The sequence below is a fragment of the Micromonospora sp. NPDC000442 genome (genome assembly GCF_042898635.1).
Lineage (GTDB): Bacteria > Actinomycetota > Actinomycetes > Mycobacteriales > Micromonosporaceae > Micromonospora.
Genome location: NZ_JBIAYZ010000013.1, coordinates 63,675 through 76,247 on the forward strand (window position 1 = coordinate 63,675; position 12,573 = coordinate 76,247).

A 12,573-nucleotide genomic window follows, 5' to 3' on the forward strand; every position below is an offset into this window, starting at 1 on the left:
CAGGTTGGTCGGCGTCGGTGGAACAGGTGACTCCACAAGAAGGGCACGGTCATGGCGAGGTCAGAGGTGATTTTCAAACGGTGCGGGTGCCGGGACGACCAGCGGCGGCGATTGGAGCAGTCCTGCCCCCGATTGGGCGAACGTGGCCACGGCACCTGGTACTTCCACTGCTCCGCCACGAATCTGCTCGGCCAGCGGGAGCGGGCCCGTCGTGGTGGCTACCCCTCGCAGGCCGCCGCCCGCCACGCCCGCGACGAATGGCTGAACAGCACCGAGGCGGACCGGACGACACAGGGCTGGACGGTCGAGCGGTGGCTGCGTCACTGGCTCGACAACCGCACGAAGATCCGACCCACCACCCGCTTCCACTACAATCGCGACGTCGACACCGTCCTCATCCCGCAGCTCGGCCACTACCGCCTGGCCGACCTCGACGCCCCGCTCCTGCGCACCGTGTTCGCGCACATAGCGACCACCAGGAACAGCAAGGGCCGCCCCCAGTCCGCCTCGGCGATGCACCACCTGCGCACCACCCTGCGGGCCGCCCTCAACCTCGCGGTCAAGGAAGGCGTCCTGGACTGCAACCCGGCCCGGCACATCGAGATCACCGGCTACCAGCAACCCCACGCCACGGTCTGGACCGACGCCCGCGTCGCCTCCTGGGAACAGACCGGCGCCCGACCCGCCGTGGCCGTCTGGACCGCCGACCAGCTCGCCGAGTTCCTCAGCGCCGTGAACGACGACCCCCTGTTCGCCCTCTGGTGGCTCGCCGGCCTACGCGGACTGCGCCGCGGTGAGCTGTGCGGGCTGCGGTGGTCCGACATCGACCTCGACCGCGGCACCCTGACCATCGAGCGGAACCGCACCACCGCCGGCTACCACGTCGTTGAGGGCGCGCCCAAGACCCCGGCCGGACGGCGAACGGTCGCCCTCGACAAACGCAGCGTGCAGATCCTGCGCGTGCACCGCCGCTACGAGCAGGACCGAAAGGCGGAGGCGGCGGAGAACGGCAGGCCCTGGACCGACAGCGGATACGTGTTCACCCGCTCCGACGGCAAGCCAATCAACCCGAACTACGCCACCACCCGCTTCCGGATCCTCGTGCGCCGGGCCGGGTTGCCCCCGGTACGCCTGCACGACCTGCGCCACGGCGCCGCGTCCCTCGCCCACGAAGCCGGCGCCGACCTGAAGACCCTGCAGGACCTCCTCGGGCACTCCAGCATCGTGGTCACCGCCGACACCTACACCAGCGTCCTGCCGCAGATCCAGCGCCGCTGCGCCGACGCCACCGCCCAACTGATCCTCAACGCCGCCCGCCGCACCCGCAAAAAGATCAAGACCAAGGCCCGCAAGAACCGGCCCGACCGCGGCCCCAAAGCCGGCACCCCGGCACCGACGAAACCGAAAACAGGTGCTCCGACCCCGGCGAAGCGCAAGCAGGCCGCGAAGCCGCAGGTCACATCCCGACAAACCCGCGAGCAGGCCGCTTCCGGGGCCGCACCCACATCGCACCCACGTGACACCCACCGTCCACATGGCCGGACAGCACAAAGGGCCTGACCCGCGTTCCGGCAGGCCAGGCCTTCTATGATCTTGCGCGCCCGAAGGGACTCGAACCCCTAACCTTCTGATCCGTAGTCAGATGCTCTATCCGTTGAGCTACGGGCGCTGGTGCTCGGCCAGTCTACACACCCGGCCTTCGCGCGGAGACTCCGGGATTCGAACCCGGGAGGGGCTTTAAGACCCCAACCGCATTAGCAGTGCGGCGCCATAGACCAGACTAGGCGAAGTCTCCCAGGTGGCCCGCAGACCACCGCGCCCGAGGATACAGGCCGCGCCCGGCCGGGAGCAAAGCGACTACCGGAACGAGCCGCAGCGAGGGTCCGGGACGTCTCCCGCTGTGCGTTGCTGTGATCAGGACTACGCTCCATCGACATGCAGGAGCAGCCGCCCAGCGAGCAGAACCGCCGTGAGCCTGCTGAGGGAGCCCGCCGACGCTCCCCGAAGGCGACCTTCACGCCGCCTCCGGCGCCGGCACCGCCGCCCCCGGAGGAACAGGAGGACCCCGTGGGGTCCCGTCCTCGACGGTCGAAGGCGGCACCGAGCGTGCTCTTTCAGCCGCCACCGACGCCAGAGCAGCCGTTACCGCGCCGGTCCGGGCCGGCCGCATCCGGGCCTTCGACCGCCCCGGTGCCGCCTTTCACTGGCGGCACCGGGGCGACGGGGCCGAGCGAGCGCCCGGCGTCGCCGGCCGCCGGGAAGGGCGACGCGACGTCGATACCTGCGTCGCGTCGCCGTGGTCACCCCGGCCGGGCGGCGGCAGCGGGTTCGGACTCCGCTGAAGCGGACGTGGCTCCGGCTGACGCCCGACCCGCCCGCCGGACGTCGACCACGAACAAGGCACTGCCGACGCAGGTGAGGGCTTCCGAGCCCACGGTTGGATCTGCCGGTTCCGGTATCGAAGATTCGACGGTCGACGACCGGCCCGTCGACACCGTGAAGACGAACACCGGGACTACCGACAGCGAAACGACCGTCGGGACAAGCGATACCCGCCCCGTCGACACTGGCAAGGCTGACGCCGAGCAGATGGACGGCGAAGCGGCCGACCCCGCAGCGGCCGACCCCGGAAAGGCTCCGGCGCGGAAAGCGGCTGCCAGGACGACAGCGGCGCGAAGAAGGGCCGGGGCGAGCGACGAGAAGGCATCGGTGCCGACCAGTGAGGCGACCGGCGTCAAAAAACCGACGCGGAAGGCCACGCGGCGAACGGCAACCAGCGCGGCTACCCGCCCGGGCGAGGCTGCTCCGGCCGCTACCGAGACGGCGGCGGCCGCTACCGAGACAGTACCGGTCAAGGCGGCCCGGAAAGCCACGAAGAAGGCTGCCCGTAGAACGGCCACCACTGAACCGGTCACCAGCGCGACAGCCACCAGCGACACGACCAACAGCGACACGACCACGAGCGGACCGGTCACCGGCGACACGACCACGAGCGGAACCACCACGAGCGGAACCACCACGAGCGGGACGGCCACGGACAGGGCGGCCGGTGAGCCCGGGTCCGGAGTGCCGGGCAGTGTCGTCGTGGTGCCTGCGGCCGGGGCCGTACCGCTCAGCGACGGCACCGGGCGCGGCATTTCGGGGCGTACGCCCGAATCGGAGCTGGGGGTGCTCGTGGCGCGGGTGGTCGACCACCCGGGCTTCGCTCCGGAGCTGCTGGCCCTGACCGCGGTGGAGGTCCTCGGACCCGGTGCGGCCGCATGGGTCCGGCGGCTGCGGGAGTTGTACCCGGGGGCGGGTGCGGACGGGCTGGCCCGGCTGGCCACCCGGCGCTTCGTCCGGCAGGCCGGCGTCGGTGGGGCGACGGCCGCGTTGACCGGGATCTTCGCGCCGGTGATCGAACTGGCAGCGGTGCTCTGGTCGCAGGCGAACCTGGTGCTGCACCTGGCGGCGGCGTACGGCCACGATCCGGCGCATCCGGATCGGGCGGCGGAGTTGCTGACGCTGACCCAGGTGCACCCGGACGTGGCGAGCGCGGGGTCGGCGGTGGCGGCGGCACGGGCGGCGCAGGGACCGGAGGAGGAGCCCGGACTCCGGGCGGTCGAGGCGGCCTGGCGACTGGCGGCCCCGCTGGCTGCTCAGGCGGGTGGTTGGCTGGCGCTGCGGCTGGTCTCCCGGCTGCTGCCGGGTACGGCGGCGTTGACCGCGGCGGCCGGCAACTCGGCGGGGGCCGAACGCCTGGCCGCCCGAGCCGCCACCCTCTACCGCCCACCCCGCCGCCCCGTCAGCGAAACGCCCACCTCAGCCCACTGACCGACTGCCCGTGAGCCGTGAGCCGTGAGCCGCCGACGAGAGCCGGTTGACCAAGGAGCTTTCGTCACGACACGCCGGTCGGGCAGACGCAAACCTCTTGATCGACTACGAGGGGCCGCACGAGGGCTGCCGAGGGCTGCACGAGGGGCTGCACGGGGGGCTGGCGGGACCGAGGGTGCCGGGAGCTGCGGCGAAGCGCGGGCGGCCAGGGGCCGGTCAGAGCCAGGTGAACCATTCTCGGGGTAGCAGGGCGTAACCGAGGAAGGCGACTATGTCGAGCAGGGCGTGGGCCACGATCAGTGGCATCACCCGGCGGGTACGCAGGTAGAAGAGGCTGAACACGACCCCCATCACCGCGTTGCCGATGAACGCGCCGAACCCCTGGTAGAGGTGGTACGAGGCGCGCAGTAGCGCGCTGGTGGCGATGATCGCGCCGACCCGCCACTGGAGCTGGCGCAGCCGGGTCATCAGGTAGCCGACCACGATCACCTCCTCCAGGATGCTGTTCTGGAACGCGGCGAGGATCAGCACCGGCACCGTCCACCACAGGTCGGGCAGGGCCGCCGGCACCAGGGTGGCGTTGATGCCGAGCTGGGCCGCCGCCCAGAACAGTGCCAGGCCGGGGAGTCCGATCAGCGCCGCCAGCCCGGCGCCCCGGGCCAGGTCGGACCCGGGCCGTCCGGCGTCCAGGCCGAGGGTCCGCACCGGATCGTCGGGGTCCCGCGCCAGCAGGTGTACGGCGAGCAGCACCGGCAGCAGCGCGAAGACGATGCCGAGCAGCTGGTACGTCAGGTCCAGGTAGGGACGGGCCGATGCGGAGGTGTTCAACGCGGCGGTCTGCCGCGACAGGCCACCCTCCGCGGTCAACTTCGCGATGATCGACACAGTGGCGTAGACGGCCGACTGGCCGAGTGAGAGGCCGAGTACCAGCATCGTCTCGGTGCCGAGCGTCCGGCGGGACACCGGACGGGTGAGCTCAACTGTCACCGGACCACTCTGCCCGACCGGACGCCCCTGGTGGCATCCGCCCTCCGGCGAGCAGCCCTCACGATGCGATCGCACATTCTGTGCGACCTTCATACACGCTCCGTGGAGATTCTGTCTGGGCCCGATCCGCCGTCAGAAGAAGGAGCGCCCCCGGTGGACAACTTCGCGCGGCTGCTGAAGGAGAGCTGGACCCTGGTCGAGGAGGACCGGGTCCGGCTGAGCGGTCACTTCTACGCCCGGCTATTCCTCCTCGACCCCGAGTTGCGCAAGCTCTTCCCGGTGCAGATGACCGGCCAGGGTGACCGGCTGCTCGAAGCGATCATCGCGGCGATCCACACGGTGGACGATCCGGAGGGCTTCGACGAGTTCCTCCGTGCGCTCGGCCGGGACCACCGCAAGTACCACGTCGAGGCGGCCCACTACGACACGATGGGCGTGGCGCTGTTGGACGCGTTACGCAGCACTGCCGGCGACGGCTGGAACCTGGAGTACGACCAGGCGTGGCGGGACGCGTACGCGGCGATCGCCGAGAGGATGCTCGCCGGGGCGGCGGCGGACAACGACCCGCCGTTCTGGCACGCCGAGGTGCTGACCCACAAGCGGTACGGCCCGGACACGGCCGTCCTCACCTGCCGCGCGCTGCAACACCCGCTGACCTGGAAGGCGGGTCAGTACGTAAGCGTGGAGGCGCCGCGTCACCACCCCCGGGTGTGGCGGACGTACTCGATCGCCAACGCGCCGAACGACGACAACGTGCTGGAGTTCCACATCCGTACGCCGGCCGACGCCGCCGGTTGGGTCTCCGGCGCGTTGGTCCGCCGGACCGGGCCGGGCGACCTGCTTCGGGTGGCCGCGCCGATGGGTTCGATGACGGTGGACCGCTCCTCGGAGCGGGACATTCTCTGCGTCGCCGGTGGCGTCGGGCTCGCCCCGATCAAGGCGCTCGTCGAGGAGTTGGCCGGTTACAACCGGGCCCGCTGGGTGCACGTCTTCTACGGCGCCCGGACCGAGGCGGACCTCTACGGTCTGGACCGGCTGCGGGAGCTGGTCGCCGCCCACCCGTGGCTCTCGGTGACTCCGGCCTGCAGCGACGACCCGGACTTCGACGGCGAGCAGGGCGACATCTCCGACGTGGTGGCCCGGTACGGGCCATGGACGACGCACGACTGCTTCGTCTCCGGATCGGCATCGATGGTGCGCGCCACGCTCCGAGTGCTCGCCGCCGACGACGTACCGCCGCAGCGGACCCGGTACGACACGTTCGGCAACCTGTAGAGCTTTGTTCCCCCCGAACCGGGGCGCGTGCCCCTGCCCCCTGGGGCACGCGCCCCGGTCCCCCCGATCGGGCGGCCCGGCACCGCCCCGCGCCACCTCGCCCGTCCGGCCGTCGTTCCCACCCGGGCGGGCGGGGTCGCGCACCGGCGTCGAGCCCGGTCAGTAGCGCCACGGGTGGCCGGATTCGCGGTACTCCTCGATTGGCACCAGCGGCACTCCGGGTGCCATCCGGTCGACGTAGAGCCGGCCTTCCAGGTGGTCGATCTCGTGCGCGACCAGCCGCGCCATGCCGAACTCGAAGGACGTGATGATCCGACCACCGTCGAACTGCGCGTGTTCGACGTCCAGTCGCAGCGGTCGCGGCACCAGACCGCGATGGTCGAAGAAGGAGAGGCACCCCTCGTACTGCTCGTCGGTGTGTGGCGCCGCGTCGACCACCCGGGGGTTGAGCAGTACGACCGGTTCGGCGGTGCGGTCCGGCGGGCGGACCACCGCGGCAGCCCGGTCGATGTCGAGCTGCGGGGCGGCGATCCCCACCCCCTTGGTGAAGGGGTGCAGTTCGTCCAGCCGGGCCAGCGCGGTGACCAGCCGGTCGACGACCTCCCGGGCGACCGGTTCCTCGCGTGGCAGGTCGAACGGGCGAGCCGGCTGCCGCAGCAGGTCGGCGCCGCGCTGCACGATGCCGAGCCCACGCATCCGGTCCGACGGTCGGACACGGCCACTGTCGGCGTCGGGCTCCGGTTGCGTCCGGAATCGCCACTGCAACCGGTACCGGGCGTTAAGCGGCGGCTCGTCGGTCGCCCAGTCGAAGATCGCCCGATCACCCTCGTCGCTACGGGTCACCGCCGTCCGCAGCGGGCCCTCCTCCGCCGAGAGCGAGGTCTCCGCGCCCCAGACCTGTGGATCCAGTGCCACCGGCAGGTCCAGGCGTACGGCGAGGTGCCGGGTCGGTACGCGCACCGCGCGCTGGAACCACGGCCCCCACTTGTCCTGCCCGACGGTGTACGCGTACTCGATGGTGGCGCGGCGGCCGGGGTAGAGCGGGAAGCGGCGTTCGCCGTTCTCGAAGAGCAGCCAGATCTCCTTGAACGCGTCCCGGTCGTGCTTGGCACGCCAGTGCATGGCCTCGCGCTCGCCGGACTCCTCGCGGCACGCGACCAGTTGCAGCTCGGCGAAGCTGAGCGGGTGTTCCCGGTGGTGGCGGTTGGAACGGCCCGGATCGCTGGGGTAACGGTCCACGGCGACGCGGATCAGATAACGGGTGACCGGCTCGACACCGGCGTTGTACAGCTCACGGCGGATCACGCAGCGGTAGGCGTCGTCGGTGTGGGTGAGGACGGCTGTTTCGCGTTCGACGATCAGACCGGTGCCGGGGGGCATCCACTGGCCGGGCAGGCTGGCTTCCCGGTGGCTGCGTTCGCTGCGGGCGTGGCGAAGGTCGTCGTACTCCCGGAAGCGCTGCCAGATCGCGCCGCTGGCCTCCAGGACGGCCTCGGCGCGGCGGGCGAAGTCCTCCGTCGGTCGGTGCCGGCGTCCCTCGACGTGACTGACGTACGAGGGGTCGAATCCCATCAGGGTGGCGAGTTGTTTCTTGGACAGCCCCCGCTCCGTCCGGTGCCGGGCGAGTTCGGCGGCGAAGGAGTCGGCAGCCCGATCGAGCGGTGAGGTCGTCATCAGCTTCCTCGTGGCCGGGAGTACCAAGTTTCACGTTGAGTCGCCGGCCGCACACACATCTGGCACCTAGTCGACAGGAACCTTGACTGTTGAGTGATTCATACCGATACTGCCCCGAGTCCCCAGGTCGACACCGTGCGTAGTTTTCATGCTGCCCGTGACCCGGGTCGCCCACCTCATCCCACCGTCGGGTTCCGCTGCGCCCAAAGTGTGGTTAGGCTAGCCTTAGTGCAAGCCATGGAAGCTTCGGGATCGGGTGGGTCAGGTGACGCGGGGGTGGATCAGGTGACAGCGGTGCTGCCCCTCCAGGACCCGGCCACCACACCCCTGGCCCCGGTCACCGCGACCCTGCGGGCCATGTTCGGCACCGACGATCTCCCCGGGCTGGCGGCGGGCCTGCTGGTCGTCGACGAGGCCGGTTGGGCCCCGGCGACCACCCTGACCGGTACGCGACTGCCGGAACTGCTCGACTCGGCCGCCCGGCTCTGGGGTGGCACCCCACATGCCTCCGCCGCGCTCGCCTGGAAGGCGTACAGCTACTGGGCGGCGCTGCCGGTGGCGCTCGGCTGGGCCGCCGCTCGGCGGGTGCCGTTGCTCGACCACACCGAGACGCTGATCCACTTCGCCGACCGACGCGCCCTGGTGACCGTCGGACTACGCGAGTCGATCCCGGTCGCGGTGCTGCCCAACGATCCGCTGGCGCTCGCCGGGCTGCCCCAGGTCCGAGTGGTGGCCGACGAGCGGGAGCTGCTCGCCGCACTGCGCGCCACGCTCCTGGACGGGCACCTGTCGCCGGTGGTCTCCGCGATCCAGGGCGAGGTCCGGATCGGTGCGCGTACCCTCCTCGGCTCGGTGGCCTCCGGCATCGCCCACGGGCTGCTCCGTGCCGCCGACGGCTTGCCCGGTTCCACGGTCGGGGCGATCGACACACTGCTCGACGCGCTCGGCCTGGCCGACCTGGTGGAGCTGGTGCCCGGGCCGAACGGCGAGCCGATCGTCCAGCGCCGCACCTGCTGCCTGGCCTTCACCCTGCCCAAGCCGAAAGTCTGCCAGGGCTGCTGCATCCGCAGTTGAGCTGCCCGTCGCTCATCCTGTCAGCGGGCGCACATCCCAGATCCAGACGCCGCCGGCGTACCCGGGCTCGATGCCGGTCAGCTCGGTCATCCCCGTACGCAACGCGTCGGCGTGCTCGTGCGGCCCGAGGATCACCACGCCGGCCCGCCAGTACCGCAGGTCCTCCACCGCCTCCCGGCGGGTCCGCTCGCTGATCGGCGGCACCTCACCGGTGCGCCGGATGGTGCCGAAGAAGTTGCTGGTGGGCCGAGGGGGCGCGGAGAACAGGGCGACCCGGTCCCGGCCCGGCCGGGTGTCCGGGCCGAGGAAGTAGCCACGGGCGATCGGCATCTCCTGCCGGGTACGGGCGGACCAGCGCAGCGGTTCGGCGTACTCGGTGTCGGGCAGCGGCAGGGTCACCACGCTGCGCCCGCCGGCCAGGTAGGGACGCCAGGCGCCGGAGGTGACGAACTCGGGGACCGGTTCGAGCTGTTTCGTCGGCAGCGGCGTGGGCAGCACCGGTACCAGCGCCATCGCCAGCCCGGTCACCGCGGCGAAGCGGATCTGCGACCGGCGGTCCGGATGCCGGGCCGCCAACTCGCGGACCTTCTCCGCGCCGTACGCCAGAATCAGCCCGATGATCGGGGTGATGGCCAGCGCCCAGCGGGTCGGCACCACCGAGTGCAGCACCGGCAGGTCCTCCAGCAGCGCCCACGGCCCGGGTACGCCGGTTCCGCGGCGGTCGAAGCGGATCTCCCGGCCGAGCGAGAGCACCGCGAAGAGCAGCCCGAGGACGGCCAGGCCGATCACCACGGCGTTGCGCCGCAGCCACCACACCAGCGCCATCACGAGGATCACCAGCGGCCAGCCGAAGAAGGCGTTCTCCTCGGTCGGGTTCTTGGCCAGTCCGGCGGCGCCGCGGGCGTCACCGGCCAACGACTCGCGGGAGTAGGCGAAGAACGAGGCCAGGTCCGTGGAGTAGCCGCGGATCAGCCGAGGCAGCCCGTGGTAGGCGCCGGGACCGAAGAACTGCACGTACAGCGGGTAGGCCAGCAGCACGGCGGAGACGAAGGCGGCGATGCCGAGCCCGGCGGAGAACGGCCGGACCCCGGCCCGCAGCTCGGGCCGACCGATCACCATCGCGACGATCACCACGGCGAGGCCGATCGCGGTCATCAGCAGGATCTCCAGGTTCAGGAACGCCTGCCAGACGATCACCAGGGCCAGCAGCAGACCGTTGCGCAGCCAACGCCCGGGTTCGGCGAGCCGCAGGGTACGCCAGATGATCAGCGGCACCACGTACTGCGACACGATGTTCGGATGCGCGTTGGCGTGGGAGACCATGGCTGGCGCGTACGCGCAGAACGTCGCGCCCAGCCAGGCCGGCCAGCGCGAACCGGGCACCACCACGCGGGAGAGCAGGAAATACCAGGCGGTGGCAGTGGCGATCATGCCGAGGGTGAGAAAGAGCAGGAACGCGGCACGGGTGCCGAACAGCACTGTTATCGGTGTCATCGGCAGCGAGACGGACAGAACCGACGTATTCGCCATCAGATTGACCGATTCCGGCACATTCATCCGGTCCGACGAGAACGGGTAGGCGAATTCCGTGACAACCCGAGCACCGTGCGCGAGCATCCATTCGAACTGCGCCATGTCGGTCGGATTGTCCCGAATGCCGTCGTCGGGATTGAGCCACATCCTGGCGGTGATCCAGAAGCCGAATGCGGCGAAGCTCGCCACCGCCACGGCGTCCTTCCACCAGCCACGCCCGCCGGACACGCGCCCCGGTCGGCCCGCAGCACTCCCCGCCTCGGACTGCGCGTCAGGTCGGCCCGAATCGGGAGTAGTCATAACAATTCGGAGCGTAGTCGGCCAATGTCGCCAGCGTGCGGGGTTCCGGCCACTGGCGTAGTATCGGTCGAGTTCGCTGGCCACCACCGATCGTGCACCTACCCCGACCGTTAATCGGCTATCGCGGGCCCCGATATCCCCGCCGTCCGGGCGGATGGTTCACTCAGTCGGTCCCGGCGCGGGTCGAGTCGTATCGTGAGGAATCGACGCATGGCAGAAATCACTGGGGATCAGCGCGTGCAGTCCGAGGTCCTGGAGGGCCTCGCCACGGCGGTCAATCACCGGCGCTGGTTCGTCGAGCTGGCCGTGCCCTACCTGGGTGACAACCCCATCGAGATCGGTAGCGGCCTCGGCGACTACGCCCTGGAGTGGAGCGAGAACTTCCCCCGGTTCACCGCCACCGAGGCCGACCCGGACCGCCTCATCGCCCTCAAGGAGCGCCTCGCCGACCGGCCCTCGATCGAGGTACGCCAGATGCTGCTGCCCAACCCGGAGCGGGGTGACTACAGCGCCGCGGTCTCGTACAACGTGCTGGAGCACATCGAGGACCACATCGGAGCGCTGCGCAGCATGGGCCAGTTGGTCCGGCCCGGCGGAGCCGTCGTCATCATCGTGCCGGCGTTCCAGTTCGCGATGAGCCCGGCGGACATCGCCACCGGCCACGTCCGGCGGTACACGAAGAAGACCCTCGCCGACGCGATGACCGAGGCGGGCCTGCGGGTGGAGAAGATCCACTACGCGAACGCGCTCGGCCTGATCGGCTACTTCATGGCCACCAAGGTCTTCCGCCTGATGCCGAAGGAGGGCCCGATGGTGAAGGTCTACGACACCCTGGTCCTCCCCGCCACCAAGGCCGCCGAGCAGCTCGTCCGCCCGCCCTTCGGCCAGTCCGTCTTCGCCGTAGCCCGCACCCCCGCCTGAACCCGCTCCCCACCCCCGAACCCGCCCCGTTGATCATGAGGTTAGCGGCACTTTTGAAGATCGAGTCCGCCGCTAACCTCATGATCGACCGAGGATGGGGGCCGGGACCGGGGTGGGTCAGCCGGTGATCTGGTAGGTGGGGCGGGTGGTGGCTCGGGCCAGGGTGTGGAAGGCCAGGTTGAAGCCGACGTAGGCGGGGGTCGCCTCCGGTGTGACGTCGAGACGTTCGACGTCGAGGGCGTGCACCGCGAAGACGTACCGGTGCGGACGGTCACCGGGCGGCGGCGCGGCGCCGCCGAAGCCGTGCTCCCCGTAGTCGTTGCGTACGGTGAACGCGCCCTTCAGATCGTTCTCGGTCGCGCCGCGCGGCAACTCCGTCACATCGGCCGGCAGGTTGACAAGCACCCAGTGCCAGAAACCACTGCCGGTCGGTGCGTCCGGGTCGAAACAGGTCACCACGAAACCCTTGGTCTCCGCCGGGAAGCCCGACCAGGCCAGATGCGGCGAGACGTTGTCGCCACCGGTGCTGCCGTGCGCGTGAGCGGCGTCCATCGGCTCACCGTTCTGTACATCGTCACTGGTCAGCGTGAAGGAGGCGACGGTCGGCAGCAGCTCGTACGGGTCCGGAGCGATGGGACGTTCCAGGGTCATCGACACAGGTCCTTCCGGTGGAAGTGGTGTTCTGCGCCCCTTTCATACCCTGTGACGCGCTGACATTCGACAGAACCGGCCCCAAGTCCGCCGTAACCGAGAGCACCTCACAGCGGTTGTCACCCTGCAACATCTAGCGAAGGAGTCTCTTGGCCGGGGTCTGGCGTGACTTCATCACCGCCGTCATCGATGCCGTGCGTCGCCGTGACGAGGCGGCCCTCAGCGACGAACGCCGCCGGGCACTGGACCGGCTCGCCGACGAGAAGATCCGCGAGGAGCAGCGGAAACGCCCCCCGGAGAACACCTGAGGCGGGTGGCGTGCACATCGACCGCGCCGCGTCGTGG

The 12,573-nt window shown here is 70.5% G+C and carries 11 protein-coding genes and 2 tRNA genes; 6 read left to right on the plus strand and 7 right to left on the minus strand.

Features of this window, described 5'->3' with window-relative positions; genetic code table 11:
* Window positions 1–132 precede the first annotated feature (132 nt).
* Window positions 133–1,560, plus strand: coding sequence for a tyrosine-type recombinase/integrase (locus tag ACFY2A_RS20960; RefSeq protein ID WP_387173830.1), 1,428 nt, complete (start codon window positions 133–135; stop codon window positions 1,558–1,560).
* Window positions 1,561–1,596: 36 nt separating this feature from the next.
* On the opposite strand, the gene ACFY2A_RS20965 is transcribed toward ACFY2A_RS20960, so the two are convergent.
* The 3 genes from ACFY2A_RS20965 to ACFY2A_RS20975 all read right to left on the minus strand — a co-directional run bounded on the left by ACFY2A_RS20965 (window position 1,597) and on the right by ACFY2A_RS20975 (window position 3,005).
* Window positions 1,597–1,669: transfer RNA gene (locus tag ACFY2A_RS20965), tRNA-Arg, on the minus strand.
* Window positions 1,670–1,704: 35 nt separating this feature from the next.
* Window positions 1,705–1,795 (minus strand) — tRNA-Ser (locus tag ACFY2A_RS20970).
* 505 nt (window positions 1,796–2,300) lie between these two features.
* Window positions 2,301–3,005 carry a hypothetical protein gene (locus ACFY2A_RS20975; protein WP_387173832.1) on the minus strand — a complete coding sequence of 235 codons (705 nt, stop codon included), beginning with the start codon at window positions 3,003–3,005 and terminating at the stop codon, window positions 2,301–2,303.
* 82 nt (window positions 3,006–3,087) lie between these two features.
* Here ACFY2A_RS20975 and ACFY2A_RS20980 point away from each other — a divergent pair, with 82 nt between their 5' ends.
* Window positions 3,088–3,813: a hypothetical protein gene (locus tag ACFY2A_RS20980; protein WP_387173834.1), complete on the plus strand. Its 726-nt coding sequence runs from the start codon at window positions 3,088–3,090 to the stop codon at window positions 3,811–3,813.
* 216 nt (window positions 3,814–4,029) lie between these two features.
* Here the strand turns inward: ACFY2A_RS20980 and ACFY2A_RS20985 are convergent, their stop codons facing one another.
* Entirely contained in the window at window positions 4,030–4,800 is a 771-nt protein-coding gene (locus ACFY2A_RS20985) for a CPBP family intramembrane glutamic endopeptidase (RefSeq protein ID WP_387173836.1), read from the minus strand.
* Between the two features lie 153 nt (window positions 4,801–4,953).
* Here ACFY2A_RS20985 and ACFY2A_RS20990 point away from each other — a divergent pair, with 153 nt between their 5' ends.
* Window positions 4,954–6,075, plus strand: a complete 1,122-nt coding sequence (locus tag ACFY2A_RS20990) for a globin domain-containing protein (RefSeq protein WP_387173838.1) — start codon at window positions 4,954–4,956, stop codon at window positions 6,073–6,075.
* Window positions 6,076–6,234: 159 nt separating this feature from the next.
* Here the strand turns inward: ACFY2A_RS20990 and ACFY2A_RS20995 are convergent, their stop codons facing one another.
* A complete protein-coding gene (locus tag ACFY2A_RS20995; RefSeq protein WP_363924845.1) occupies window positions 6,235–7,749 on the minus strand; it encodes a peptide deformylase in 1,515 nt (504 codons plus the stop codon).
* Between the two features lie 357 nt (window positions 7,750–8,106).
* Here ACFY2A_RS20995 and ACFY2A_RS21000 point away from each other — a divergent pair, with 357 nt between their 5' ends.
* Entirely contained in the window at window positions 8,107–8,823 is a 717-nt protein-coding gene (locus ACFY2A_RS21000) for a hypothetical protein (RefSeq protein WP_387173952.1), read from the plus strand.
* Between the two features lie 12 nt (window positions 8,824–8,835).
* On the opposite strand, the gene ACFY2A_RS21005 is transcribed toward ACFY2A_RS21000, so the two are convergent.
* Window positions 8,836–10,503 (minus strand): hypothetical protein, encoded by a 1,668-nt coding sequence (locus tag ACFY2A_RS21005; protein ID WP_387173954.1) that lies wholly within the window; start codon window positions 10,501–10,503, stop codon window positions 8,836–8,838.
* A gap of 363 nt (window positions 10,504–10,866) precedes the next feature.
* On the opposite strand from ACFY2A_RS21005, the gene ACFY2A_RS21010 reads away from it, so the two are divergent.
* Entirely contained in the window at window positions 10,867–11,577 is a 711-nt protein-coding gene (locus tag ACFY2A_RS21010; protein ID WP_387173840.1) for a class I SAM-dependent methyltransferase, read from the plus strand.
* A gap of 117 nt (window positions 11,578–11,694) precedes the next feature.
* Here ACFY2A_RS21010 and ACFY2A_RS21015 read toward each other — a convergent pair whose 3' ends face one another.
* A complete protein-coding gene (locus ACFY2A_RS21015; protein WP_387173842.1) occupies window positions 11,695–12,228 on the minus strand; it encodes a YbhB/YbcL family Raf kinase inhibitor-like protein in 534 nt (177 codons plus the stop codon).
* A 149-nt stretch (window positions 12,229–12,377) separates the two neighbouring features.
* Here ACFY2A_RS21015 and ACFY2A_RS21020 point away from each other — a divergent pair, with 149 nt between their 5' ends.
* A complete protein-coding gene (locus tag ACFY2A_RS21020; protein ID WP_387173844.1) occupies window positions 12,378–12,536 on the plus strand; it encodes a hypothetical protein in 159 nt (52 codons plus the stop codon).
* Window positions 12,537–12,573: the final 37 nt, after the last annotated feature.